The sequence below is a fragment of the Methanoculleus sediminis genome (genome assembly GCF_001017125.1).
Lineage (GTDB): Archaea > Halobacteriota > Methanomicrobia > Methanomicrobiales > Methanoculleaceae > Methanoculleus > Methanoculleus sediminis.
The window spans coordinates 228,346-253,893 of sequence record NZ_JXOJ01000002.1; the positions used below are offsets into that span (position 1 = coordinate 228,346).

The 25,548-nt window shown below is 64.0% G+C and carries 28 protein-coding genes; 14 read left to right on the forward strand and 14 right to left on the reverse strand.

Translation table 11 applies throughout. The features are described 5' to 3' along the window. Positions 1–69: 69 nt before the first annotated feature. Complete coding sequence (locus tag SZ63_RS12355) at positions 70–2,049, reverse strand: hybrid sensor histidine kinase/response regulator (RefSeq protein WP_082122638.1); 1,980 nt, start codon at positions 2,047–2,049, stop codon at positions 70–72. Between the two features lie 146 nt (positions 2,050–2,195). On the opposite strand from SZ63_RS12355, the gene SZ63_RS12890 reads away from it, so the two are divergent. Further along, positions 2,196–2,390 (forward strand): LPXTG cell wall anchor domain-containing protein, encoded by a 195-nt coding sequence (locus tag SZ63_RS12890; RefSeq protein ID WP_156168357.1) that lies wholly within the window; start codon positions 2,196–2,198, stop codon positions 2,388–2,390. Between the two features lie 629 nt (positions 2,391–3,019). On the opposite strand, the gene SZ63_RS03935 is transcribed toward SZ63_RS12890, so the two are convergent. The 6 genes from SZ63_RS03935 to nifS are packed head-to-tail and all read right to left on the reverse strand — an operon-like array spanning position 3,020 to position 6,478. Further along, positions 3,020–3,295 (reverse strand): DUF1894 domain-containing protein, encoded by a 276-nt coding sequence (locus SZ63_RS03935; protein WP_048181515.1) that lies wholly within the window; start codon positions 3,293–3,295, stop codon positions 3,020–3,022. Continuing rightward, positions 3,274–3,747 (reverse strand): DUF1890 domain-containing protein, encoded by a 474-nt coding sequence (locus SZ63_RS03940; protein ID WP_048181520.1) that lies wholly within the window; start codon positions 3,745–3,747, stop codon positions 3,274–3,276. Before SZ63_RS03940 ends, SZ63_RS03935 begins: the two co-directional genes overlap by 22 nt. Further along, on the reverse strand, positions 3,744–4,493 hold the full coding sequence (gene fdhD / locus SZ63_RS03945) for a formate dehydrogenase accessory sulfurtransferase FdhD (RefSeq protein ID WP_048181524.1): 750 nt from the start codon (positions 4,491–4,493) through the stop codon (positions 3,744–3,746). The genes SZ63_RS03940 and fdhD overlap by 4 nt, the downstream gene beginning before the upstream one ends. Then, positions 4,493–4,810, reverse strand: a complete 318-nt coding sequence (cutA, locus tag SZ63_RS03950) for a divalent-cation tolerance protein CutA (RefSeq protein ID WP_048181527.1) — start codon at positions 4,808–4,810, stop codon at positions 4,493–4,495. Before cutA ends, fdhD begins: the two co-directional genes overlap by 1 nt. A gap of 25 nt (positions 4,811–4,835) precedes the next feature. Further along, positions 4,836–5,279, reverse strand: coding sequence for an iron-sulfur cluster assembly scaffold protein NifU (locus tag SZ63_RS03955; protein ID WP_048181530.1), 444 nt, complete (start codon positions 5,277–5,279; stop codon positions 4,836–4,838). Beyond that, entirely contained in the window at positions 5,279–6,478 is a 1,200-nt protein-coding gene (gene nifS, locus SZ63_RS03960) for a cysteine desulfurase NifS (RefSeq protein ID WP_048181536.1), read from the reverse strand. Before nifS ends, SZ63_RS03955 begins: the two co-directional genes overlap by 1 nt. 114 nt (positions 6,479–6,592) lie before the next feature. Between nifS and SZ63_RS03965 the strand changes: the two genes are divergently transcribed. The 5 genes from SZ63_RS03965 (at position 6,593) to SZ63_RS03985 (ending at position 12,110) form a co-directional block, all read left to right on the forward strand. Beyond that, positions 6,593–7,741, forward strand: a complete 1,149-nt coding sequence (locus SZ63_RS03965; protein WP_048183560.1) for an LL-diaminopimelate aminotransferase — start codon at positions 6,593–6,595, stop codon at positions 7,739–7,741. Next, the gene (lysA, locus tag SZ63_RS03970; protein ID WP_048181540.1) at positions 7,738–9,030 is read left to right on the forward strand and encodes a diaminopimelate decarboxylase; all 1,293 of its coding nucleotides are present in this window, start codon (positions 7,738–7,740) and stop codon (positions 9,028–9,030) included. Before SZ63_RS03965 ends, lysA begins: the two co-directional genes overlap by 4 nt. Positions 9,031–9,046: 16 nt before the next feature. Continuing rightward, entirely contained in the window at positions 9,047–10,336 is a 1,290-nt protein-coding gene (locus tag SZ63_RS03975; protein WP_048181546.1) for an OB-fold nucleic acid binding domain-containing protein, read from the forward strand. A 101-nt stretch (positions 10,337–10,437) separates the two neighbouring features. Further along, a complete protein-coding gene (gene radA, locus SZ63_RS03980; RefSeq protein WP_048181550.1) occupies positions 10,438–11,412 on the forward strand; it encodes a DNA repair and recombination protein RadA in 975 nt (324 codons plus the stop codon). Next, positions 11,406–12,110 (forward strand): phosphoglycolate phosphatase, encoded by a 705-nt coding sequence (locus SZ63_RS03985; protein WP_048181554.1) that lies wholly within the window; start codon positions 11,406–11,408, stop codon positions 12,108–12,110. The genes radA and SZ63_RS03985 overlap by 7 nt, the downstream gene beginning before the upstream one ends. On the opposite strand, the gene SZ63_RS03990 is transcribed toward SZ63_RS03985, so the two are convergent. The 3 genes from SZ63_RS03990 to SZ63_RS04000 all read right to left on the reverse strand — a co-directional run bounded on the left by SZ63_RS03990 (position 12,092) and on the right by SZ63_RS04000 (position 13,806). Continuing rightward, a complete protein-coding gene (locus SZ63_RS03990) occupies positions 12,092–12,343 on the reverse strand; it encodes a PRC-barrel domain-containing protein (protein ID WP_048181559.1) in 252 nt (83 codons plus the stop codon). The two genes, SZ63_RS03985 and SZ63_RS03990, sit on opposite strands and share 19 nt — an antisense overlap. 228 nt (positions 12,344–12,571) lie before the next feature. Then, positions 12,572–12,781 (reverse strand): histone family protein, encoded by a 210-nt coding sequence (locus SZ63_RS03995; RefSeq protein WP_011844756.1) that lies wholly within the window; start codon positions 12,779–12,781, stop codon positions 12,572–12,574. Positions 12,782–12,924: 143 nt separating this feature from the next. Next, entirely contained in the window at positions 12,925–13,806 is an 882-nt protein-coding gene (locus SZ63_RS04000; protein ID WP_048181563.1) for a CBS domain-containing protein, read from the reverse strand. A gap of 48 nt (positions 13,807–13,854) precedes the next feature. Here SZ63_RS04000 and SZ63_RS04005 point away from each other — a divergent pair, with 48 nt between their 5' ends. Continuing rightward, positions 13,855–14,835 (forward strand): NOG1 family protein, encoded by a 981-nt coding sequence (locus tag SZ63_RS04005; protein ID WP_048181565.1) that lies wholly within the window; start codon positions 13,855–13,857, stop codon positions 14,833–14,835. Here the strand turns inward: SZ63_RS04005 and SZ63_RS04010 are convergent. Next, positions 14,774–15,679, reverse strand: a complete 906-nt coding sequence (locus SZ63_RS04010) for a presenilin family intramembrane aspartyl protease PSH (RefSeq protein WP_048181569.1) — start codon at positions 15,677–15,679, stop codon at positions 14,774–14,776. The genes SZ63_RS04005 and SZ63_RS04010 overlap by 62 nt on opposite strands. A 57-nt stretch (positions 15,680–15,736) precedes the next feature. Between SZ63_RS04010 and SZ63_RS04015 the strand changes: the two genes are divergently transcribed. From SZ63_RS04015 to SZ63_RS04035, 5 genes are all read left to right on the forward strand, one after another. Then, on the forward strand, positions 15,737–16,051 hold the full coding sequence (locus tag SZ63_RS04015) for a hypothetical protein (RefSeq protein ID WP_048181570.1): 315 nt from the start codon (positions 15,737–15,739) through the stop codon (positions 16,049–16,051). A gap of 48 nt (positions 16,052–16,099) precedes the next feature. Further along, positions 16,100–17,101, forward strand: a complete 1,002-nt coding sequence (gene fen / locus SZ63_RS04020; protein ID WP_048181574.1) for a flap endonuclease-1 — start codon at positions 16,100–16,102, stop codon at positions 17,099–17,101. A 383-nt stretch (positions 17,102–17,484) separates the two neighbouring features. Beyond that, the gene (locus SZ63_RS04025) at positions 17,485–18,984 is read left to right on the forward strand and encodes a DUF2193 domain-containing protein (RefSeq protein ID WP_048181577.1); all 1,500 of its coding nucleotides are present in this window, start codon (positions 17,485–17,487) and stop codon (positions 18,982–18,984) included. Between the two features lie 11 nt (positions 18,985–18,995). Further along, positions 18,996–19,205 carry a DUF2180 family protein gene (locus SZ63_RS04030; protein ID WP_048181580.1) on the forward strand — a complete coding sequence of 70 codons (210 nt, stop codon included), beginning with the start codon at positions 18,996–18,998 and terminating at the stop codon, positions 19,203–19,205. Positions 19,206–19,273: 68 nt separating this feature from the next. Then, a complete protein-coding gene (locus SZ63_RS04035; protein WP_048181582.1) occupies positions 19,274–20,017 on the forward strand; it encodes an MIP/aquaporin family protein in 744 nt (247 codons plus the stop codon). 519 nt (positions 20,018–20,536) lie between these two features. Here SZ63_RS04035 and SZ63_RS04040 read toward each other — a convergent pair. The 3 genes from SZ63_RS04040 to SZ63_RS04050 form a co-directional block, all read right to left on the reverse strand. Further along, a complete protein-coding gene (locus SZ63_RS04040) occupies positions 20,537–22,156 on the reverse strand; it encodes a thiamine pyrophosphate-binding protein (RefSeq protein ID WP_048181585.1) in 1,620 nt (539 codons plus the stop codon). Continuing rightward, a complete protein-coding gene (locus SZ63_RS04045; protein WP_048183565.1) occupies positions 22,137–22,340 on the reverse strand; it encodes a rubredoxin in 204 nt (67 codons plus the stop codon). The genes SZ63_RS04040 and SZ63_RS04045 overlap by 20 nt, the downstream gene beginning before the upstream one ends. 92 nt (positions 22,341–22,432) lie before the next feature. Further along, the gene (locus SZ63_RS04050; protein WP_082122640.1) at positions 22,433–23,389 is read right to left on the reverse strand and encodes a slipin family protein; all 957 of its coding nucleotides are present in this window, start codon (positions 23,387–23,389) and stop codon (positions 22,433–22,435) included. An 89-nt stretch (positions 23,390–23,478) separates the two neighbouring features. Here SZ63_RS04050 and nfi point away from each other — a divergent pair, with 89 nt between their 5' ends. Then, positions 23,479–24,183 carry a deoxyribonuclease V gene (gene nfi / locus SZ63_RS04055; RefSeq protein WP_048181588.1) on the forward strand — a complete coding sequence of 235 codons (705 nt, stop codon included), beginning with the start codon at positions 23,479–23,481 and terminating at the stop codon, positions 24,181–24,183. 158 nt (positions 24,184–24,341) lie between these two features. Continuing rightward, positions 24,342–25,532, forward strand: coding sequence for an FprA family A-type flavoprotein (locus tag SZ63_RS04060; protein ID WP_048181592.1), 1,191 nt, complete (start codon positions 24,342–24,344; stop codon positions 25,530–25,532). Positions 25,533–25,548: the final 16 nt, after the last annotated feature.

Consider the following 25,548-nt stretch of genomic DNA (forward strand, 5'->3'; position numbering starts at 1 on the left):
ATCCACGCAGCAATCGTCAGTCAGGGTTCCGACGGAAAGCCGACGATGCGCCGTCTTCACCACGGAATTTTATTCGCACTCCTCTCCGTCCGGGGTATCGTCATCCTCGTCGTCGCCGGCGGGGAGAACCTCATGGAGGGTGAACCTGAATGCCGCACCGAGATCCGGCCGCCCTTCCACCCGGTCCTCCACCCGGATGCTGCCGCCGTAGCGCTCGACCAGGGCACGGACGATGAAGAGGCCGAGGCCGTCGCCGTATCCCCCGACCCATCCCCGCTCGAACCGGGAAAAGATCGACTCCTTCATGGGATCGGGTATGCCCGGCCCGGTATCCTCGACCGAGACCAGCACGCTCTCGCCGTCGTAATCCTCCACCCGGATGGCGATCCTGACCTCCTGGCCGCCGAACTTGACGGCGTTCCGGATGAGGTTCGCAAAGACCTCGGGGAGAAGGTCGTCCGCCCAGACCCGGGCGAGGGCGCTCCCCGCAAACTCGATCGCGACGTCCGGGAAGGCGGCGACCTCTTCCCTGATGACGGCGTCGAGGTCGACCGGCCCGACGTCGGGCGAGTCGTGATGGATACGGCGGATCGTGGTGACGTTGCCGAGGATCTCCGCGCTCCGATGAATGCTGCTCCGGATCTTCCTCGCGTAGAGCGCGGCCTCTCCGTCAAGCATCTCGAGGAGGAGATCGGTGTAGAGGTTCGAGACATTCTCGGCGTTCTTGATGTCGTGCGTCATGATGTCGAGGTAGAGGTTCGCCTCCCGGTTGGCCGCCTCGAGTTTCTTGTGCAGCATCCCCTTCAGGATCCCCGACCCGATCTCCTGCCCTATCGTCTCGAGGAGTTCCCTCTCATCCCGGGAGAAGGATGCTTTCGTTCTGCTGCCGGCATATACCGCACCGACGACGACCGACTCCGCGACGAGGGGGATGCAGGCGAGTGCGGAGACCTCGAGTTCCCGGAGTATGCTCGCCTCGATGGTGTTGAGGTCGGCCTGCTGCTCGATGTAGCGGGGCTGGCCGGCGATGAAGATGAAGTTGAACGGCCAGTGGTGAACCTTGATCAGGCGGTTCCGGGTCAGGGCCGATTCCGGCATCCCCTTCTGGTGCTGCAGCAGCGCCCGTTTTCGCTCGGCGTCGAGCATATAGACGATACCGACGTCGAGCCTCATCAGTTCGAGTGTCTTTTCGAGAGACTCCTCCAGGAGTCCGGCGAGAGAGAGGGAAGCGGCCGTGACGCCGATCACCTGGTTGAGCACCATGAGGTGCTCGTTCCGGACCCGGAGTTCCTCCTCGGCGCGTTTGCGCTCGGTGATATCCATGACACCGGCAATCGAGCCCCGGAACCTGCCGGACTCGTCGGTGACCGGCGACGTGACCACGAGCGCGTGGACGCACCCGCCGTCGCCGTGGAGGAGATCCAGTTCGAACTCCAGTCTCTCTTCGGTCTCCCGGCAGAACGGATTCTTCGAAGCGGTTCCCTCCGGACCGGGGGCATCGAAGAACCCGGCGACCGGCGATCCGACCAGGCGTTCCGCGGAGCAGCCGAGGATCTCCTCCATCGCCGGGTTCGCGAAGGTGATGCAACCGGCCTCGTCGACGGCGATGACACCTTCGTTGAGGTTCTCGACGAGCCTCCGGTACATCGCTTCAGAGTGCCGGAGCGCGACCTCCACCCTTGTGCGCTCGAGCGCGTACCGGATCGCCCGGCAGAGCAGTTCCGCGTCGGTCTTTCCCTTGACCAGGTAATCCTGCGCGCCGTTCTGCATCGCGTGGAGCGCAGCGGGGTCTTCTCCCGCCGCGGTGAGCACGATGACCGGGACGTCGGGGACCGTACGGCGCAGGCGGTCGAAGGCCGCCGCCCCCCGTCCGCCCGTGAGATCGAGGTCGAGGAGCACGACGTCGATTCCGCCCCCCGATACCGCGGCAAAACCGTTCTCGGGCCGCTCGCAGTGGATAAACTCGACGTCGCGCCCGCACTCGCGAAGCATCTCCCCGAGATTGCCGGGACTTTTCCCGATCAACAGCACGCGTAAGGGTTCGCTCATGGTCTCACTCGCATCCAGGGCCGGTACCTGCCCGTATCGGTGTAGATTCAGGTTTCCCGGCCGCAGACGGCCGCCGCGGGCATGATCGCACGCGGCCGGGTTCTCATTACTGTAGTACGGTTCTCCGGGAATTTATATCTCGTTCTTTGAGTGCGCCCGCCGCACCGGGCCGGGGGCTTCGGGGACGGCGGTGTCGTACGCGGCCAGCAGGGCCCGGCGCAGAGCAGACCCCGATCGTCCTTGCAGCCGGGGTGATCCTGGTGCTCACCGCCGGCGGGTTCCTGGTCCGCCGCTGGTGGACGCACCGGCAGAGCCCGGCGCTCTTCCGGGACTACGACTGACTCCGCGATCGATGAACCGGGGCAGATTGCCCCCATATTTTTGTAAGGGGATTCCCGGGAGTCTCTATCAATACACTATATTAAGGGGAAAACCGGATTTGTTGAAATCCTTCCCCGGAGGACGAATCACCTCCTAACCATACATCACTCCTGCATAGTTGCCTCACGCGAAGGCGCGAACTCCGGCATCTAGTGCATTGTATCATCTTATTTCAGAAACTTTTGTCGCATGTTGGGACGGACACTCCGGTCTCATGCGGGAGTGCGCGAAGGTTGATATAATCCCCCTGAAACGTCCCTTCGCGCTCTTCGCGGCTTCGCGTGAGGGATACTAGAGCGTAGCGAAGTCTCACGCGAAGACGCGAAGGTCGCGAAGAGGGATGGGCGATCTCTAATTTTAAGATGACAACAAGCACTAGTTTCCGGCGACCCTTCGCGTTCTTCGCGGCTTCGCGTGCGCCGTGGGGATACACCCTCACCCCGGGTGTGATGGTTTGTGAGTGCGACTACCGTCCTGGCAGGAACTCGAGCACTATCAGGCGCGAAGATGCTATTAGCCTTACGGGTTCCGCGCAAAGCAACGGTGCAACTGAACGGTCGGGACAAACACTACGGGTTCTAAAAAAGGGTTACTTCTTCCCCGCCCGCAGCCGCGCGATCTCCTCGCCGCCGGCGACCTTCACCACGAACGTCCCGTGGCAGGGCTTGGTGTAGGGGAAGATCAGGTTCTCGCCCTCGACGCCGACATAGAGCGGCGGGACGCCGATGATGTGGACGTCGAATATCCGGTAGCCCGGCTCCACCTCGTGATACTCCCGGACGTTCTTCTTGATGTACTCCCGCGCCTCCTTAAAAGACGACTGCGAGAGGATGATCTCGGGTTTCAGCGCTTCGAGACAGCCCATTGCATCACCTCGTCGAGTCTCCGCTTCAGCGGCATGGGGTTATGGACGGCCTTCGCCGCGACGACCTCACAGGGGAACTCGATCTCGCCGGCGAGTTCCTCCGCGTGCTCCCCGAAGAGGAGCGCATACAGCCGTGCCTTCGATATGTAGGCCATCGTCCCGGCATACGCGACTCCCGAATCGTTGTGGATGAAGACGAAGCAGAGGTCGAAGTCACGCTGCTTCTCCGCAATCGCGTCGATCGCGTCGTCGAGATCGGCCATCTCCGAGAGGTAGTGCCGGGACGGGTCGGCCGTCTCCATCAATTTTCGTGCCGCAGGCGTCCCGGCAACCACCGGCCGGATGCCCTGCTCTCTCAAGCCGTGCACCAGGTAAAGCGCCATGCTCGTCTGGACGGGCACCTGCGGGCACCCGAGCAGGATCAGTGCAGTTTGTTCGTCGTTCTCCGTCATGCTCTGGTCTTCTCCAGTTGTTCGAGGACTTCGGGCACCCGTTCGGGGTGCGTGTAGATGGTGAACCGCTCCCCCCGCGAGAAGCCGATAAGGGTGAGCCCCGCGCGCTCCGCTGTGAGGATGCCCCGGTCGGTCGTGGCGGCGCGGGAGACGACGATCGGGATCCCCGCGTTCGCCGCCTTCGCGACCATCCCCGCCGGCTGCCGGCCCGTGCAGCCGAGGATGCACTTCGACCGGTCAAGTCCCCGGAGAGCCGCATGACCCACGACCTTGTCGATGGTGTTGTGCCTCCCGACATCGCACGCCCGGGTGATGAGCTCGCCGTCGCAGAAGAGGACCGAGCAATGGACGCCGCCGGTTCTCCGCCACGTATCGGACTCGATCGCCGCCGTGACCGCCCGGATGCCGTCCGCCGTGATCGTGATCGACGACGCGACCGACCCCGGCTCGCCGACCACGCGGGCACCGCCGGACGACTCCGTCTCGAGCCTGATCTCCTTTCTCACCGGGGTGGTGATGTAGACGTCCTTTCCGGCGACCTCCACCGACTCGACGTTCTCGGCCAGCCCCTCGCAGACGACGAACCCGGCCCCGAGATCGTCGAGCCGGTCGGCGCTCGCCACGAGCGCCGTGAGGAACTCACCGTTCAGGAAGAGCCGGACGTGGTCCTCGACGATGATGTCGTCGTGAACCTCGCGTGCACCGTCACCCGTCATCTGGATGCCGGCGCGGCAGACGATCTCCATCAGGCCGTCTCCTCCCGGACCCAGTCGAGGTACGGGGCGTAACCGCCGACGATGGGAAGGGCGATGATCTCAGGTGTTTCGTAGGAGTGGAGCTCCCTGATCCGTTCGATGAGCGGCTCGAGCAGGCGGTGCTGCGTCTTCGCGACAAGGAGCCGCTCGGCCTCGCTCTCGACCGTGCCCTCCCACCGGAAGCAGGACTGCACGTCGACGACGTTCACGCAGGCGGCGAGGCGTGCATCGACGAGCGCTCTTGCAAGGTCTTCCGCCTCGCCGGCGGGTGCCGTGCAGAAGACCACGACGAATTCCGGGAGAACCATGGTTTACCTTTCGTAGCGCCCGTATTTAATCGTTCCCGGGGCAGGAATCGCAGCCGCCCTCCCCGGAGCAGCAGCAGCCCGACCCCCGCTCCAGGGGCTCGAGTCCCCGGCGGGTTCGGAAGTCGTTGATCGCGGCCCGGATGGCATCGCGGGCAAGGAGCGAGCAGTGTACCTTCGGTTCCGGGAGGCCGCCGAGGGCGTCCACCACGTCGGCGTTCGAGAGGTCCCATGCCTCGGCGAGGGTCATCCCCAGGATCATCCGGGTGGCCATCGAACTCGAGGCGATCGCCGCTGCACACCCGAAAGTCTGGAACCGGGCGTCGGTGATCCGGTCGCACTCGACTTTCAGGTAGATCTTCATGATATCCCCGCAGGTGGGGCTCCCCGCCTCGCCGACGGCGTCGGCGTCGGCCAGTTCGCCCACGTTCTGCGGGTTCGTGAACTCTTCGATTACTTTCTCCGTATACATCATTCGGCCTCCGGTACCCGGGTGCGGGCAGGCGTCAGCGGCGATATCCGCCGGAGCCGCCCGATCACCTCCGGCAGCACTTCAAGGACATGATCGACATCTTCCCCGGTGTTGGCGTCGCCGAGCGTCAGCCGGAGCGAGCCGTGCGCCTCCTCGTGGGAGAGTCCGGTCGCGAGCAGGACGTGCGACGGTTCCGACGACCCCGAAGAGCAGGCGCTTCCCGTGGAGGCGCAGATCCCGCGTCCGTCGAGCAGCAGCAGGATCGACTCCCCCTCGATGTAGCGGAAACTGAAGTTCGCGTTGTTCGGGAGGCGCTCGGTCGGGTGGCCGTTCAGCCGTGAGTCCGGGACGGAGCCGAGGACACCGCGGACCAGCCGGTCGCGCATCGCGGCGATCCGGCGGTTGTGCCCCTCGATATCGGCGGTCGCAAGTTCGATCGCCCGCCCGAGCCCGACGATGCCGGGAACGTTCTCGGTCCCGGCCCGCCGGCCCCGTTCCTGCCCGCCGCCGTGGATCAGGGTCTCCACCCGGGTTCCCTGCCGGATGTAAAGCGCTCCCGTCCCCTTCGGGCCGTAGAACTTGTGCCCGGAGAGCGAGAGGAGATCGATCCCCATCCGCTCCACATCTATCGGCACCGCCCCGATCGCCTGGACGGCATCGGTATGGAAGAGGACGCCCCGGTCGTGCGCGACGCGGCCGATCTCCGCAACCGGCTGGACTGTCCCGATCTCGTTATTTGCCGTCATCACCGAGACGAGGATCGTCTCATCGGTGATCGCCTCCCCGACTCTTTCCGGCTCCACCCGCCCGAACCCGTCGACGGGGAGATAGGTGACCGAGAACCCCTGCCGCTCCAGCCACTCGCAGGTGTGGAGGACGGCGTGATGCTCGATCGCGGAGGTGACGATATGGTTGCCGCGGTTCCGGTTCGCAAGAGCGATCCCCTTGATCGCCCAGTTGTCGGCCTCCGTCCCGCCGGAGGTGAAGAAGATCTCGCCGGCGCTTGCGCCGACGGCCGCCGCAACCTGCCCCCGCGCCTCCTCGACGCCGTTTTTTGACTCGCGGGAGAACCGGTAGAGGGACGAGGGGTTGCCGAAGTGCTCCGAGAGGTACGGGGCCATCGCCGCGACGACCTCGGGCTTCATGAATGTCGTCGCCGCATGATCCATATAGAGGGTGCGTTGATCCTGGTCGCTCATGTCCGGTAGATCGTTGGTTTTGGGAGCGTATCAGCGTTACCGGTCAGGGGGACACCGGGAACCGTTCCACCGCGAGTAAGAAGTTAAATAGGGTCCTGTGCGCAATATCTGATGATGTATTCGAGACGCATGGATCACCTTCCCCCCTACCTTTTTGCACGCATTGACGAGATGAAAGAGGAGAAGCAGCGTCAGGGTGTCGACGTCATCGACCTCGGGGTCGGCGACCCGGATCTCCCCACCCCGCCGCACATCGTGGAGGCGCTCTGCGACGCGGCCCGTGACCCGAAGAACCACCACTACCCCTCCTACACCGGCATGCTCGCCTACCGCGAGGCGGTGGCCGACTGGTACCGGAACCGGTTCGGGGTCGACCTCGACGCGAAGAAGGAGACCCTCGCGCTCATCGGATCGAAAGAGGGCATCGCTCACATCGCCGAGGCCTTCGTCAACCCCGGAGAGGTCGTCCTCGCCGCCGACCCCGGTTACCCGGTCTACAAGACCTCCACGCTCTTTGCCGAGGGGAAAGTCCACGAACTGCCCATCCGGGCGGAAAACAATTTCCTCCCGGTGCTCGAGGATATCCCTGCCGGCGTCGTGAAGCAGGCGAAGCTGATCTTCATCAACTACCCGAATAACCCCACGGCCGCAATCGCGCCCCTCTCGTTCTTCGAGGAGGTCGTCGAGTTTGCACGGGAGCATAACATCGTCGTCGTCCACGACAACGCCTACTCCGAGATCACCTTCGACGGCTATAAGGCGCCCTCGTTCCTCGAGGTCGACGGCGCGATGGAGGTCGGGATCGAGATGCACTCGCTCTCGAAGACCTACAACATGACCGGGTGGCGGATCGGGATGGCCTGCGGCAACCGCGATATCGTCGCCGGGCTCGGCCGGGTCAAGACCAACGTTGACTCGGGCGCGTTCGACGCCATCCAGCACGCCGCGATCACGGCGCTGACCGGGCCGCAGGACTGCGTGGCGAATGCCTGCTCGATCTACCAGGAGCGCCGGGACGTGCTGGTTAAAGGGCTCACCGAGATCGGGCTCGACGTCACGGCACCGAAGGCCACCTTCTACGTCTGGGCGCCGGTCGACGACTGCATGGCGTTCTCCGCGAAACTCCTCGATCAGGCGGGGATCGTGGCGACACCCGGCGTCGGGTTCGGGAAGAACGGCGAGGGGTTCGTCCGGTTCGCGATCACCCGGTCGATCGAGCGGATCAACGAAGCCGTAGAGCGGATGCGGGGGATTGACCTGTGATTCTCCCCTCGCACCTGACGGTCCGGGATGGCCGCCTCGCGATCGGGGAGCACGACACGGTCGAACTCGCGGAACGGTTCGGCACCCCGCTCTACGTCACGAGCGAAGACCGGATCCGCGAGAACTTCCAGCGCCTCTCCGGCGCGCTCACCGCCCATTACCCGAAGGTCCGCATCCTCTACGCCGCGAAAGCGAACGGCAACCTGGCGATCTTCAAGACCCTCGCATCCATGGGCGCCGGAGCGGACGTCTTCTCTGCAGGAGAGGTCGCACTCGCCCTCACCTCCGGGATGCGCCCGGAGTCGCTCCTCTTCAACGGGAGCTCAAAGACCCCCGCCGACCTCGCCCTCGCGGTCGAGAGGGGCATCCGGGTCTCGGTGGACTCGCCCGATGAACTCCGGCAGCTCGATGCCGCGGCCGCAGAGACGGGCAAGACCGTTGATATCGCCTTCCGGGTCAACCCGGCGATCGAGGTCCCCACCCACCCGAAGATCGCGACCGGTCTTGCGACGAGCAAGTTCGGTATTCCCGCAGGGCAGATCCTGGATGCCTACCGGGAAGCGCTCGCGCTCGAGCACGTGAACCCGGTCGGGATCCACTGCCACATCGGCTCGCAGATCCTCGCCGTGGAGCCGTTCGCCCGCGAGGTCGAGGTGCTGATCGGCGTCGCCCGGAACCTCATGGATATCGGGGTCGAGCCGAAGTTCATCGATATCGGGGGCGGCCTCGGGATCCCCTACCACCGGGAGACCGACCGCGCCCCGACGCCGGAGGAGTACGCGGGAGCGGTCATGCCGGTCTTCCTCCGGGGCATCAAGGAACTCGGGATCGAGCCCGAACTCTGGGTCGAACCCGGCCGGTGGCTCATCGGCGACTCGACGGTCCTCTTGACAAGGGTCAACTCCGTCAAGACCGCCCACAAGACGTTCGCGAACGTCGACGCCGGGTTCAACCTTCTCGTCCGGCCGACGATGTACGACTCCTACCACGAGGTCGTGGCGGCGAACAGGGCCGACGCGCCCGCCGTGCGGGAATACTCCGTCACGGGGCCGATCTGCGAGACCGGCGACATCCTCGCGAAAGACCGGATGCTCCCCGAACTCGAGGCAGGCGATCTCATCGCGGTGCTGGACGCCGGAGCCTACGGGTTTGCGATGTCGTCGCAGTACAACAGCCGTCCCCGGTGCGCCGAGGTCCTCCTCGCCGGCGTTAAGGCGGCCCTGATGCGCCGGGCCGAGACGATCGACGACCTGACCGCCCCCATGGTGACGGTGCCCTGGCAGGAGTAGGACCGGAGCCGCAGCCGTGAAGTTCCACTACCTCCTGGTCGACGACCTCCTCGCAAAGGAAGAGTTCGAACGGCGGGTGGAGGAGAAAGTGGCGGAGTCGGGGGACCTCCTCGACGAACGGACAGCGGCGATGCTGGTCGTCAGGGATCTGGGCCGCTCGCACATCCGGATACGCGACCTCGCGGCGGCCCCGAGCCTCGCGTGCTTCTTTGCGAAAGTCCTCTCCGTCGGGGAGCCCCGGGAGTTCGAGCGGCCCGACGGCACCCCCGGCATCGTCGCGAACGTGACGGTGGGCGACGAGACCGGCAGGGCCAGGCTGACCCTCTGGGACGAGAAGGCCGCCGCGGTCGCGGAGATCGAGGCGGGCGACGTCCTCGAGATTCTCGGGCGGCCGAAGGGCAAAGGAAAGGTCCCCGACGTCACCGCCGTCGCCGTCCAGGAGGCGGCATGCGAGATCTCCTGCGATGAGGACGCGGACGCTTCGGTTCCAGGGCCGGCGGGGGATCTCGAGGCCCGGTTGATCTCGATCGGGAGCCCGCGGACGTTCACGAGGCGCGATGGGACACCCGGCGAGATGGTCGAGGCGGTGATCGGGAACGAGGACGGCGTCTTCCGGCTCGTCGCCTGGGCGCCGGATGTCCTCCTCGGGGTGGAGCCGGGGGAGATGGTCGTCATCCGCGGGGCGGTTGCACGCGAGAGCGACCGGGGGATCGAGTACAGTCTCGGCGAATCCGCGTCCGTCTTACGATCCGACCGTGAGATCGATCTACCCATGGACACCATCGCCGGGATCGAGGAAGGCGGGGCCTACTCGCTTGCCGGGACGGTTCTCTCCGTGCAGCCTTCCCGATCGTTCACCACGCGGAACGGGCGGCAGTCCTCGGTCAGGAATCTGGTCATCGCCGATTCGACCGGCGAGATCCCGCTCGTCGCCTGGGGCGAGAAGGCGGACGAGCACCTGGTGCCCGGCGACCGGATCGAGGTCTACAACGCGACCGCACGGCGGGGTCGGTACGGCGACCTCGAAGTACACCTCTCGTGGGGGAGCGCTCTCGTCATCCTCGCACAGGAGGAGGAGGAGATCGAGGTGACGGGGACGATCGTCGCCACCCGGCAGGGAACCGCTCTCGACACCGGCGACGCCTGCTACCTCCTCGACGAGCCGCTGCCCGTCGGGTACGTCGTGCGCGCGCGAGGCACGGTGCACAGGGGCGTGATCAGCCCGAGCAGTCTCGAGGCCGTACAACCCGATCCCGACGGCCTGCAACGCCGCCTGGATCGGTTTGCCGAAGAACCCCGATCCTGATCTTCACTTTCACCCCGCACGGCAAGCGACCTTTATGTCTCCGGCTAGAGACTCTAGTGTATCATACAGAAACACACTATAGAGATCAAGTGAGGATTGAGATGTCAGAGATTGATCTTGAAGATTTACCCGGCGTCGGAGCGACCACTGCCGAAAAGCTCCGCGAGGCCGGATACGGGACCGTCGAGAGCGTTGCGACGGCCACCACGTCGGATCTCGCCGAGGCGGCGGAGATCGGCGAGGCAACCGCAAAGAAAGTGATTCTCGCCGCCCGGAAGATGGCGGATATCGGAGGGTTCAAGACGGGCCGCGATATCCTCGATAAGAGGAAGGATATCAAGAAGCTGAGCACGCTGGTGCCCGAGTTCGACGAGCTGGTCGGCGGCGGCCTCGAAACCCAGGCGATCACGGAAGTTTACGGCGAGTTCGGGTCCGGTAAGAGTCAGCTCGTCCACCAGATGGCCGTCAACGCCCAGCTCCCCGAAGAACTCGGCGGCCTCGCCGGCGGAGTCATCTACGTCGACACCGAGAACACCTTCCGGCCGGAGCGGATCGAACAGATGCTGAACGGCCTCCCCGAAGGGGCGGAGATCGGAGAGATCGAGGAAGTCCTCGAACGGATTCACGTCGCGCGGGCGCACAGTTCCGACCACCAGATGCTGCTCCTCGAGACCGCACGGGAACTTGCAAACGACCTGCGGAACTCCGACTATCCGGTCAGGCTCTTCGTCATCGACTCGTTGACGTCGCTCTTCCGCTCGGAGTACGCGGGACGGGGCACCCTCGCTCCCCGGCAGCAGAAGCTGAACCGGCACATGCACGACCTCCTGAAGCTGATCGACGACCACAACGCCGTCGGTCTCGTGACCAACCAGGTGATGTCGAACCCCGGCGTCCTCTTCGGCGACCCCACGAAACCGATCGGCGGCAACATCGTCGGCCACACCGCAACATTCCGGATCTATCTGCGGAAGAGCAAGGGCGGCAAGAGAGTCGCACGCCTGGTGGACAGCCCGAACCTCCCCGAGGGCGAGGCGGCGTTCATGGTCGAGCAGGCAGGGCTCAGGCCGTGCTGAAGGCGCTCGTAACGGACGTCGACGGCACCATCACCGATCGGCGGCGGCGGATCAACACCGCTGCCGTCGAGGCCGTCCGGACCCTCGTCGACGCCGGGATAGCAGTGGTGCTTGCAAGCGGCAACACCGTCTGCTTCATGGACGGTCTCTGCAAGATGGTCGGGACGGACGGGACGATCATCGGGGAGAACGGCGGCGTCTACCGGAGGGAGTTTTCAGGTACCCTCCGCATCCCCGGCGACAAGAAAGCCTGCCTCGCGGCATTCGAGGTTCTCAAAGACTATTTTACCGAAAAAGGCGTGGAACTCGAGCTCTACAGTGCGCAGTACCGGTTCGCCGACGTTGCCTTCGCCCGGAACATCGACCCCGACGAGGCAAGAGCGGTCATCCGCGACCACGACCTCCCCGTCCGGGTGCTCGATACCGGGTTTGCAATCCACCTCCAGACCCCCGGCGTGAGCAAAGGAACGGCGCTCGTGGAACTTGCCCGCGAGATGGGGCTTGCCCCTTCCGAGATGATGGCCGTCGGAGACTCCGAGAACGACACCGAGATGCTCGAAGCCGCCGGCATCGGCGTCGCGGTACGAAACGCCCCGGCACGAACCCGATCGGCAGCGGACTGGGTCTCCGAAGGGTCTTACGGGGACGGATTCGTGGAAGCGGTAAAAAAGTATTATCCCTATCTCTTCAGCAGGTAGCGGTCGACGACGACGTAATCTTTTATGTCCTTCACCGCCTCGAAGGGGACGAGCATCTTGTCTCCATCCGTCCTGTAGCCGTCGGTCTTGAACGTCTCGTCCGGTTTGACGAGCAGGTCGACAACCTGCCCCGTGTTGAGGTCGACTATGATATTCTTGATGGTCCCGATGAGCATGCCATCGTTACTCATCACTTTCTTCCTGGCTAGGGAGCGGCAGAAGGTTTTGCTCATACAAAACCGTGGGGCGTTTGTACTATTTAAATCTTCTAAAGTCTATAAAATCACGGGAAAACAGATTTATAGATAATTACCGGAAGGGCAGGCGCCACCGTTGCCCGCGGCGGAAGAAAGTACGGTATAGAGGCTTTCTTCACCAGCGAGCCGCATGTCGGATCGCCCTCATTGCAGTCTTCCCGGATCTGCGGGCGTACCACGAAACAAAAAGAGTTTTTTGTAGGGTTACTTCACGGTCTCGGCCGCCATCCGGACATCGGTTGCCTTGACCGTCTTCCTGCCTGCATGACCCGCCAGCTTGATCGCCTCTTTCGCGATCCGTGACGCGTACTGCTCCATTAATTTTGCGAGTTCTTCATTGGCATCGGAACTCACGCGCTCCGCGCCGGACTTCTTTACGATTCTGCCAACAGGCGCCAGTGGTATATCAGTCATGATCCATTTCCCCCTTTTCATTGAGTTCTGTGAAATGCACTCACACACAGAACTCGTTTTACAGAAGCACCATAGGTATTCTCATATAAATACTTATCCGTCGTCAGAGGGGTTGAAGCACGAAATTTCGAACGGGGAGGGGATCAAAGTGAGGGAAAGACCCGAATTATATCGGTCTGGGTAACGATCCCGACGGGCTTGCCGTCCTCGACCACAATCAACCTCCCGATCTCCCGTTCCTTGAACCGGCCCACGAGTTCGTAGAGCCGGATCGTCGACGGCGCTTCCACCACATCGGCGGTCATGACCCCTGCAACGGGCGCATCCAGGGTCAGGCCCTCATCCAGGCCGCGGACGATATCGCTCAGCGTTACGATGCCCGCGAGTTCGCCGCCGTCCTTCAGCACCGGCGCACCGTGGATATGATGGGTATTGAAGAGGCGGACGGCATCGCGGAGGGTGGCGGTGAGCGGCAGGGTCAGGAGCGGGGTGCTCATATAGTGCTTGATGGGCTGTTTCGGGAGGGATATCATCTCCGAGACACTGATAAGAAGCGCCTGCAGGTTCTCGTCCATCCCGAAGACCTCGCCGCGGACGAGGAGTTTATTCACCGGCGTAGGTCCGATCGAGACCATATCCCCGACACGGAAGAGCTTCACGCTCCCGATGATCCGGACCATCGCCTGGCACAGGTCGGGGTGGCAGAGGGTGGTGAACCCGAGCTCCCTGACACGGACGCCCTTCACCTTCTCACCGTCGCGGAAGATCGGCACCTCGGACTGGTGCTCGAGATCCCCGAGATTCAGCTCCCTGTACGCACCTGCGGTCGGGCTGTATCCTCCTTTCGGGCCGGGAACGCCGTCGACCAGCCCGAGGGCTTTCAGGGCCTGCATCTGGTTGCGGACGGTGCCGGGGTTGCGCTTCAGCACCTCCGCGATCTCCTCACCTTTTATAGAGTGGGAAGACTGATGGTATAGGGTAATCAGGGTTATCAGGATATCCTTCTGAATCGGAGAGAGCTCCATAATTATCAGTCATTATACGTTGTTTAAATACATTAGGTTGTGCGTAACGTGGAATTCGAAACCATCCCGACCGTTCCTACGGCGGACGAAGTGCTCGACCGCAGTCTTCGCAGGGCGGCAGCCAAGAAGAAGCTGAAGACCAACGTCGATACCGCGAACGAGGAGTTCGTGAGAGCGGTCGCGAAAGCCATCCACGACAAATTAAAGAGTGTGGTCGGCTCGTTCCCGAGCTTCGAGCGCCTCTCGCCCTTCTACCAGGAGGCGACCGACATCCTGGTCTCGCTCGACCGGCTGAAACGATCCCTCGGCGCCGTCAACTGGGCGGCCGACCAGGTCTGGGTCATCGGCTCCGGTTACGCCCGCAGCATGCGATCCGGAGTAGACACACCCCCAAAACGGCGGCAGGCCGTCGCTCGCATAGCCTCCATCGTTCACCAGGTGGAAGACGATCTCGTATACTTAAACGAGGCCCGCAACATCCTGCGGAAACTCCCGCACGTGAACGACGACAACTTCACCGTGGTGGTGGCGGGATTCCCGAACGTCGGGAAATCTTCATTTATCAGGCTCGTCTCGACGGCCGAACCCGAGATCGCCGCCTACCCGTTCACCACCAAGGGGATCATCGTCGGCCACCGCGAGATCGGCAAGCGCGACCGGATCCAGTTCATCGACACGCCCGGCGTCCTCGAGCGCCCGGCAGAGGAGAGGAACCCCATCGAGCGGCAGGCGGTCAGCGCCATCATCAACACGGCCGACGTCGTCCTCTTCGTCCTGGACGCAAGCGAACACTGCGGCTACTCGCTCGACGATCAGAACAGGCTCCTTGCGGAGATCAAAACACTCATCGACATCCCGGTGGTGACGGTCGTAAACAAGGCGGATATCCGGGGAATCGAGGGCTACCCGGAGATGTCCACGCTCACCGGAAAGGGGGTAGAGGAGGTGCTCGATCTTCTGCTCACATTCAGAAAGGAAGCCACGAAAACGAACCTGCGAGAGCCGCCCCAACCAGAAACCCAAGAATAGCCCCGCCGTTTAAGGGCGGGAGCCCCGCCTGGGGATTGCCCCTGTTGACGAAGTAGAGGAGCACCGCAAGGCCGACGAGCGCTCCCGCCATCGCGCCGAGTGTCGGGGCGGAGAGGAGCCAGAAGACCGCGGGCGCATCCACGAAGACGTGCGACGACGCGACAAGGATCGAGGGCATGATAAGATCGCCCATACCCATGACGAACGCGCCGCGCTCCTCCCCCTCACCGATGTTGAGCCCCTCTTTCCTGAACGAGTAGTCCGCCCTCTTCGGAACCACGACCATGATGGGCGCCTTCGTCTCGAGAACGCCTTCGGCCAGCGTGATCATGTGTTTTGTCCGGTAGACCGATATGGCGTCGTAGACCGCGAGCAGCACGAGCAGCATGATCACCGGCAGGACGGCAAGGGATATCCCGAAGATGGAAGCAACCCCGGCGGATATCAGCACCCCCAGAACATCGATGACGTACCATTCCGGGTAGAGGTAGAGGAGCGCAGTCGCCGCGACGGCACCGATGAGCGTTCCGGCCGCGGCGGCGGTGGTGGGCCCGAGCGCGAGGAGGGAGAGCGCGCCGAATATGTAGAGGAACGTCATGAAGAGGGCAAACCCGATGAAGAGGGCGATGAAACGCCGGCCCCCGGTCCGGAGCAGAAAGAGCAGAACCAGGGTGAAAGCGAGCAGCATCCCTATGAATATCAGGGGATTCGCCACCGATTCGGGATCTTCAAACGCAACAAGCCCCGCCGCCTGCATGGGCATGACGAGGACGATAGCGATGATCTGGACGAACAAAAGCATCAGGGGCATTCCAAGAAGAGGCAGCCAGTCGCGTATCTGCATCACAAAACTCCACTCATTATAGGTAGGTTAATTAATGCATCCTCATTACTTTAAATTATGGAGATTCGCGAACTCATTGGCGATATCGTTCTCACCATCGTGATGGTGGTCTCCACCGTCGTGCTGGTGATGCGGTTCTGGCAGGACCTGATCATAGCGACTGCTGCGACGTTCATGATGCTCTCTCTCGGAGGCCTGCTCATCTCTCTCGGCATGAAGATCGTGAGCCTCGAGGCGAGCGTCGTGCAGCGGGAGCGCACCATGCGCGTGAACATGGAGGAGATGGGAAAGACGATGACCGCCAGGTACGACAACACCATAAGCCACATCGAGGAGATCGTCGACGGCCTCTCCCGGCGGATGTACCGGTGAACCGGATCGCCATCTTAATGGCATCTCCCTCTCTCATGATCAGGTAGCATGGGCGTTGCTATCCGAGACCTCCTGGCAGACTGTAAAGAGACGTTGACGTGGGACGATCTTTCCGGCATCGCCGCATTGGATGCTCATAACGCACTTTACCAGTTCCTCTCCATCATCCGGCAGCCGGACGGCACCCCGCTGATGAACGGTGCGGGCCGGATCACCTCGCATCTCTCCGGCATCCTCTTTCGGACGGTCAACTTCCTGGAAAAGGGCGTCCGCCCGGTCTTTGTCTTCGACGGGAAGCCCCCGGAGTTCAAGCAGGAGACGATCAACGAGCGGCGCGAACATCGCGCCCGGGCCGACGAGGCCTGGAAGACGGCGCTCAGGGAGGGCGATATGGAGGAGGCCTACAAGCAGGCGAGCGCATCCGCCCGTATCGACAGTCACATCATCGCATCGTCCCGCGAACTCCTCGACCTCCTCGGCATCCCCTGGGTGCAGGCGCCGAGCGAGGGCGAAGCGCAGGCGGCCTACATGGTGCGCAGGGGGACGGCCGCCTACGCGGTCTCCCAGGACTACGACTCGCTCCTCTTCGGCTCCCCGGTGCTGGTCCGGAACCTCACCGTCAGCGGCCGGCGAAAGACCAGGGGCCGGACGATCACGGTGAGCCCCGAGCGGATCGTCCTCTCCTCACTTCTCGACCGTCTCGGCGTCACGAGAGAGCAGCTCGTCGAGATCGGCATCCTGGTGGGCACGGACTTCAACCCGGGGATCCGGGGCGTCGGCGGCAAGACAGCCCTGAAGATCGTGCGGAACGGCGAGTTCGAGGGAGTGATCGCCGAAAAGCAGCCCGACTTCGACCCCGCTCCGGTCCGGGAGTTCTTCCTCGACCCGCCGGTCACCGACGACTACGCCCTCGAGTGGAGGACGCCGGACGTCGAGGGCGTCGTGGAGATGCTCTCTAGCCGCTACGACTTCTCCGAAGAGCGGGTCAGGAGCGCTCTCGCCAAGGTCTCGGTGAAGGCGACGCAGAAGACGCTGGACGCCTGGTTCTGACCGCCGAAACCGCGAGCGTCCGAAGACAAAGAGCCGGCTTGAGTTGTCCGATGGGCTAAAAAAACCCTATTTTTCACTGAATACGGACTCCGGCGAACGACACAAGAGATATATGTGAGGACGACCCATCAGGCCGATTGAAGACTCCATACCGGGATCTCAGGGCAGTATGGAGGGTGCACGAACCAGAAAGAGGGGATCGTATCCCTGATCGCCGTCCTCCCGGCTCTTCGGGCCTTGTTACCGGGGCCACACCGTCCGCATTCTCCATCGCCGGAGCAGTGCCGCTGGATCCGGAGGTTCCTCAGGAACCGCCGTAAGAATCGCTTTCTCGAACATGCTGTCCGAAGGACCGGGCAGCAGGAACCATACAGGTGATTGATATGAGAGAACTCTACGAGAAGATGATCAACGAAGCCATGGCCGCCCAGCGGGCGGACGTGGAGACGGTAAAAGCAAAACGCGGCCAGAAGTTCGTCCTCGCGGACACGAAACCCTACATCGACGCCGTCCGGGGGATGACCGCGATCGGCGACCAGAGCCGGGCGGTCATCGACCTCCACAAGAACTCGGTGATCTCGCATGCCGAGGTCCTGCAAAGCCTCACGACAACCGTCCGCCCCGAAGACGATCCCTTCGTCGAGCACTACCAGACGCCCGTGGTGCTCGATATCCTCAAAAGCCAGGACGAAGCGTTCGCAAAGAGCGTCGACGCCTTCACGAAGGCGATCGCGGACACGGAGGCCAGGATCGGCCTTGAAGCGGTCCGCCGCTACGGCGGGTTCTACGGCCCCACCTGCGTCGTCGACTTCGCGCTGATCCCGGGCAGCACGAGCAACGTGGTGAACCGGGTGCTCCAGAAGACCGATATCCCGGTCGAGCACAAGCGCGCGATCCTCGCCGCCAAATCGTGGGGGATGAACACCTCCTACGGGTTCGGGGAGTTCTTCGCCCACGCCCTCGAGGAGGGCGCCACCCCCGGCGAGGCGACGGCGAAAGAGGTCGAGATCATGCAGAGGATCTACCGCGACCCGATCGAGGCCCAGGCGGAACTGATGGATGCGGCGGGAATGTCGTCGTTCGACCCGCGGAAGTACATGGCCGAGTACCGGCGGCGGATGGAGCCGACGGTTCGGGCCGCTGTCGACGACGGCGTCCACTACGCGAACATCCTGACGGTTCCCGCCTACAGCGTCGGCGACGTCGCGCACCATATCGCCCAGTCGACCTTCAACATGTGCAAGGACGACGTCGTGATGGCGATCATCGAGGCGGTTACCGGGGTGATGGAGTCGTCGCTCAAGAACTCGCTCGATGCCTACAAGAGTTACTGGGACGTCCTCTCGCTCGCGACCGGCGCATCCGCGGCGGCCACCGAGTACATCCTCGAGCTCGACGCGCTCAACGCCCCCATGGTCGTCGACCTGCTCACGAAGAGGTTCCACAACTACGTTGTCTGCTATCCGGCCCGGGGGGCCGCTGCGGAACTCCACAACTGCGACTTCATGGACATGATCTACCGCGGCTGGAAACTCATCGACAAGGCGCGGAAGTATCGGAACGGAGCCGACGAGACCCTGACCCCGATGGTCGGCAAGTACCCCGTCGACCTCTCACCCATCCACGCAAACGAGGTGCTGATGAACCCGCAGTGGTACGCCTACCCGGCCTGCGCCATAACCGTCCGGTTCTCCGCCCTGATGCGCCTTGCCGACTACCCGTGCCTCCTGACGAGCGAGCCCGTGACCGCGACGATGATGACGAACATCATCGCTCTCGAGAAGGAGACCGCCGCCGCGCCGGTGCGGGCCTGCAAGAACTGCGCCACGACGAGCCTTGTCGACCAGCGGCAGCGCTACTGCCAGTGGAAAGAGGCGATCTAGAGAGAGGGATCATGAAGTGCTACTACTGTGCCCTCGAGGGGAAGGATAGCGAAGCGGTGGCGATCTGCATCGTCTGCGGGATGGGGCTCTGCATGGAGCACGCGATCAGAAAGGACGTCGACGTCTGGGAAGGCGGCTACCCGCTCCCCAGCAAGCGCGTGAAGGCTCCGCTGCCGCGGATCCTCTGCCCCGCATGCTATAACGCCCTGTATGCGAAGTAAAAGCACACCCAGGCCCTTTTTTTGGGCTAAGGTTCATTAAAAGGAGTATCCTACGTACTGGTGAAACCATGACTATATCTCTTGGAAAACGATGCGTCGCCGAAGCCGTCGGGACGTTCATCCTGGTCTTCTTCGGGACCGGCGCCGCAGTCGTCACGCTGATGCTCGCCGCGGGGACGACCCCGGCGACCCCCTTCAACATAGGGATCGGGGCGCTCGGGGGGCTCGGCGACTGGCTCGCCATCGGACTTGCCTTCGGCATCGCCATCGCCGGGTCGATCTACGCCCTCGGGCGGATATCGGGCTGCCACATCAATCCGGCGGTGACGATAGCCCTCTTTGCGACCCGCCGGCTCCCCGGCCGCGACGTCGTCCCGTACATCGCCGCCCAGCTCGTCGGCGCCGCGGCTGCAAGCCTCCTCTTCGCCTGGGCCGTCGGCCCGGACGCCGTCACGATCGGGGGCCTCGGGGCGACGGCACCCTTCTCCGGTATCGGCTACCTGCAGGCGATCGTCATCGAGGCGGTCGGGACGTTCCTCCTGATGCTCGTCATCATGGGCGCCGCCGTCGACGAGCGGGCCACGCCGGGCTTTGCCGGGCTTGTGGTGGGTCTCGCGGTCGCGGGCATCATCACGACGATCGGGAACCTGACCGGCGCGTCGCTGAACCCCGCCCGTACGTTCGGCCCCTACCTCGGGGACTGGCTGCTTGCCGGCCAGAACCTCTGGGAATTCTTCCCGATCTACATCATCGGCCCCATCGCCGGTGCGGTGCTCGCCGCGTTCCTCTACGACTACCTCACCGGCGAGTGATCCAGCCCCGCCCCTCTTTTACCATCGCGACGTTCCAACGGAACGGAGCTTGAGAAGACCGAAAGTCTTTGAGTTGCGACCGGCGGGAGCGTCGTGCGATGCGCCGTGAGGAGCGGGGCAGGAGCATGAGAAGACCGAAGATCTTCGAGTTGCGACGGGCCGAGGGTGCGACCGCCAGCCATACGGCCGTCGCGTAAACTCTGTAGAAATCCTTCTGGAGAACGGTTTCACACAACCCCGGGATGCCCTACCGGGAACGACTGACCAGCAGAAGAGCGGTGAACCGGAGCGGATCCGGTTTGCCGCAAGTATGCCCGGGACGCCCGTTCGGGCCACCCGGGATCCCTCAGCGTGGAGCGAACAACGAGTTCTCGATGCTCCCACCCGGATCGATATCCGGAGATCCGCGCTTGCCCGTATCGGGCGCCGTCGACCGGACACCCGCGACCGGGCTGTTCACATTTACCCTCGCCCCTCATTCCCGCGGGAGACATTTATAGATTTCGGATATGCCGCGCCTCACTCGAACCGTTTCGGATCGGTCTCGATATCGACGACGACGGGCACGTTCATGCGCACAGCACGGGAGATCGCGTCCGCAAGGTCCTGCGGCCGGGCCACCCGTATCCCGGCACCGCCGCAGGCCTCCGCATACGCCGCGAAGTCGGGATTCGTGAGTTCGGTGCCGTAGGGTGGATAGTTCGCCTCCCTCTGCTCCTCCCGGATCATGGCAAGCTCGTGGTTGTTCATGATCGCGACGACGATGGGAAGGTCGTACCTGACCGCCGTGACGAAGTCGGCCATGACCATCGAGAATCCCCCGTCCCCGGTGATGCAGACGACGGTCGCATCGGGGTAGGCGAGTTTCGCCGCGATCGCCCCGGGGAGCCCGAACCCCATCGTCCCGAGGTAGCCGGACATCGCGAACCGCTGCCGCTTCATCCGGAAGTTCCTCCCGAACCACCACTGGTTCTCCCCGACGTCGAGGGAGATGACCGCGTCCTCCGGGAGGGTCTCGGAGAGGACTTTCATGATGTAGGGCGGGCGGATGGGGACCGCTTCCGGGTCGGCCTCCCGGTCGAGGTTCATGAACCACTCCCGTTTCCGCTCCGCGAGCCACGCCCTGGCCCCCGTATCATCCCGCGGCCTGACCCGCTCCCGGATCAGGGGTACAGCAACGGCGCAGTCGCCATAGACCCCTGCCGCAAGCGGGTGCTTGCCGAGCTGGAGCGGATCGATATCGATATGGACGGCCTGCTTCTCACCGGGGATCCCGGTGAAGTCGGAGAAACTCGCCCCGCAGGCGATCACGAGGTCCGACTCCGCGACGAGTGTGCGGGCGTGCGGTGTCCCGAGCGGCCCGTGCACTCCGGCAACCCACTCGTTCTCGTCGGGGAGGATACCCTTCGCCCTGAAGGTGGTGACGATAGGCGCCCGGATCGTCTCCGCAAGCTCGAGGACCGCTCCCGCCGCACGCATGGCGCCGAACCCCGCGAGGATGACCGGCCGCTTTGCGCCGTCGATCGCCTCCGCCGCCGCCCGGACGGCCCCGTCGGTCGGGGCCGCCGCGACCGCCGAAAGGCATGTCTCGCGTTCGCAGTAGGCGGGTTCGAGCGGCTCCCTCTGGATATCGTTCGGAAGAGAGAGCTGGGCGACGCCGCGGCCGATGATTGCATAGCGTAGCGCCCGGGTGAGGAGTTTGACCGCCGTCGACGGATCGGCGACGGTGTTGTTGAAGACCGCGATCGGACGGAAGAACGCGTCCTGGTCGATCTCCTGGATGCCACCGGGGCCCGCGTACTGCGCCTGCACCTGCCCGTTCAGGGAGAGCACGCTCGCCCGATCCTCTTTCGCGTCATACAGGCCGGTAGCGAGGTTCGTCGCCCCCGGCCCGGCGATGGTCAGGCAGACGGCGACCTTCCCCGTGAACTTGTTGTAGGCCGAGGCGGCGAGCGCAGCGGTCTGCTCGTGCCGGACGACGATGTAGCGTGCGTCCGGGTTCCTTCTGACCGCGTCCACGAGCGGAAGCGACGATGAGCCGGGGATGCCGAGGTACAGGGTGATCCCCCAGGCCGCGAGCTCCGAGACCAGCACGTCGGCCACGGTCATGGCGCCCCCTTCAGAGGTAGTCTTCGTCATTCATCTCCACCTCACCCTCTTCTTCACCGGCTCGCACGAACGCCTCCTTTCCCGCGCTGCAGCGGGGGCACCGCCAGTCGTCGGGAAGATCCTCGAAGAGTGTTCCCGGCGGCATCACGGTTGCCGGGTCTCCCGCCTCCTCAACATACTCGTAATCACAGACACTGCAGACCCATCGTGCCATATCCTCCACACTCCGAGAGTGACTCTCCGGGCCGTACCCCATCTTCACGTATAAAAATGCCTCGCCGCCCGGTGGCCGGGCCGGGGTTCCGGTCAGGGAACCCCGGGCCCTCCCGTTGCAGGCGGACGGGCTGTCTCGTCGCCGGCCGGGGTTCCCCGGCGGTCCCTGTCGCCTTCCGTCACATGTTTCGCAAGCGCCGAGAGGCCGAGGGTCGTCCCGAGGTTCATCGTATCGAGCACCGATGCGGGGACGAGGACGAGCGTCGCCTTCTCTTTGAGGCCCTCGTAGAGCATGTTCATCGCCCGGAGGTGGAGGGCGGTCGGGTTGTCCTGGTAGGTTCTCGCCGCCTCCTCGAACTTCTTTGCGACCTGCAGTTCGGAGTCGCCGAGGATCACCCGCGCCTGCCGCTCCCGCTCCGCCTGTGCCTGCATGGACATCGCGTCCTGCAGCTCGCGGGGGATCAGGATGTCGCGGATCTCGACAGAACTGACGTGGATACCCCACTGCTCCGTCCGGACGTCGATGATCCGCTGCAACTCCGCGTCCAGCCTCTCCCGGCCTTCGAGCATGTTTGCGAGATCGGACTTCCCGATCACCTCCCGGAGCGCCGTCTGCGCCGCCCAGCTGATGGCCGAACGGTAGTCCTCGACCTCCAGCGCCGCCCTCTCCGGGTCCCTCACGCGCCAGAAGAGGACGGCTTCGACATCGACCGGCACGGTGTCCCGGGTGAGGGTCTTCTCCGCCCGAAACGACGTCGTGATCGTCCGAAGATCGATCCAGTAGGCCACCGTATCGATGAGCGGCACGATGGCAAAGACTCCCGGACCCCTGAGGCCCGAGAACCGGCCCAGGCGCAGCACGAGCGCTTTCTCCCACTGGTCGGCGATCTGCACCGAGGCGGCGGCGAACACCCCCGCGAGGACGACGGCGGCGGCAGCCCAGAGGAGAGGAGAGAGACCGGGAATCGTGAGAGCGGCGTATGCGATCAGTGCTCCGAAGAGCGCGATCAGGAGAGCAATCGCATAACGAATCGGGTTATTGCGGCTCATAGGACGTTACCCGTGGTGTGCTGCATGTCCCAAGCATATAATAGTAGGTATATACACCACCACCCTGATCCGGATAGCGGGAGACGGCCATGGAGATCAGAGAGGCACACCCCTTCGACCTGACGCCGGCGGAGGCGATCCGCCTCCAGGAGAGGCTCCGGGAGCAGGTCCGCCGTTCCGGCGATGCCGGGGAGGTCTCCCTCGTGGCCGGCGCCGACGCCTCCTACGCGAAGGGCGAAGACGTCATCCACGCAGTCGTCGTCGCTCTCAGTTACCCCGACCTCACCGTCGTCGAGCGGGTCTCCGCCGCCGCCGTGACGCCGTTTCCCTATATCCCCGGCCTCCTGACCTTCCGGGAAGGCCCTGCCCTCATCGAGGCGTTCCGGAGACTGCGCTCCGAGCCGGACGTGATCTTCTTCGACGGGCAGGGGATCGCCCATCCCCGGGGGCTCGGCATCGCAAGCCACATGGGCGTCCTTCTGGACCGGCCCGCCATCGGGGTCGCAAAGAGCCTCCTCGCGGGTACGGTGTCGGAGCCGGGGGCCGGCAGGGGATCGACCGCCCCCATCCTCCGCGACGGCGAGACGATCGGGATGGCGGTGCGGACGAGAGAGAGGGTGAAGCCCGTCTACGTCTCGGTGGGCCACCGGATCGATCTTTCGCAGGCGGTCGACCTCGTCCTCGCGACCGCACGGGGGTACCGGCTCCCGGAACCGACCCGGCAGGCCCACCTCTTTGCAAACGCCGTCAGGAGAGGGGACGGGCAGGCCACCCTCCCTTCCTCCACGAGATAGAGCGAAACCGTTATCAGCGTTCGCGCCGGAGAGACGTCTGCCGGACGGCGCGACAGAGATACGCCGGGACGGTTAAAAGTCAATGGAGCACGAAGCATGTCGGATACCATGATACGCCGGAAATCGGCCGGAACACGACCAATGGAGGCGACGGGATAATGGCAGCACGTGAGATCGTGCCGGGCGTCTTTTCCGTCGGCGCCATCGACTGGGACCGCCGGCTCTTCGACGAACTGATCCCGCTCCCCGACGGCACCACCTACAACAGCTACCTGGTGCGGGGCAGCAAGAAGACAGCGCTGATCGACACTGTCGACCCGACCAAGACCGCGGAACTCATGGGGAACCTGGAGTCAATCGGGGTCGAGACGATCGACTACATCGTCTCCAGCCATGCCGAGCAGGATCACTCGGGCTCGATACCGGCGATGCTCGAGCGGTTCGGCGATGCGAAGGTGGTGACGAACCAGAAGTGCCGCGACTTTCTGGTCGATCTTCTCCACGCCCCCGAAGATCGGTTCATCGTCATCGGCGACGGCGACACGCTCGACCTTGGGGAAAGAACGTTCGAGTTCATCATCGCCCCCTGGGTCCACTGGCCGGAGACGATGCTGACCTACCTCAAGGAAGACCGGATCCTCTTCCCCTGCGACCTCTTCGGCTCGCACTACGCGACGAGTTCCCTCTACGTCCCCGACGAGGGCGCGGTCTACGAGTCCGCGAAACGCTACTACGCCGAGATCATGATGCCGTTCCGGTCGAGCATCAAGGCGCACCTTGCAAAACTCGCGACACGCGATATCGACCTGATCGCCCCGAGCCACGGCCCGATCTACGACCACCCGGCGTTCATCGTCGACGCCTACCGGGACTGGACGGGCGACGCCGTGACGAACACGGTGGTGCTCCCGTACGTCTCCATGCACGGAAGCACCCAGGCGATGGTCGAGCACTTCGTCGACGCCCTGATGGAGCGCGGCGTCGAGGTCCAGCCGTTCAACCTGCCCCGGACCGACATCGGCGACCTCGCAAAGGCGCTCGTGGACGCTGCGACGGTCGTGATCGGGGCGCCGACGGTCATCTTCGGCCCGCACCCGCAGGCGGTATACGCCACCTACCTCGCAAACCTCCTCCGCCCGAAGACCCGCTACGCGACGGTGATCGGATCCTACGGCTGGGGCGGAAAGACGGTCGACACCATAGTGGAGATGCTCGGCAGGCTCAAAGTCGAGTTCCTCGACCCGGTCTACGTCAAAGGCCACCCGAAGGAGGAGGACTTCGCGGCGCTCGACCGGCTCGCCGACGAGATCGCAAAGAAGCACGAGGAGGCGGGGATCCTCCCTTCCTGACCATACCATCCTTTTT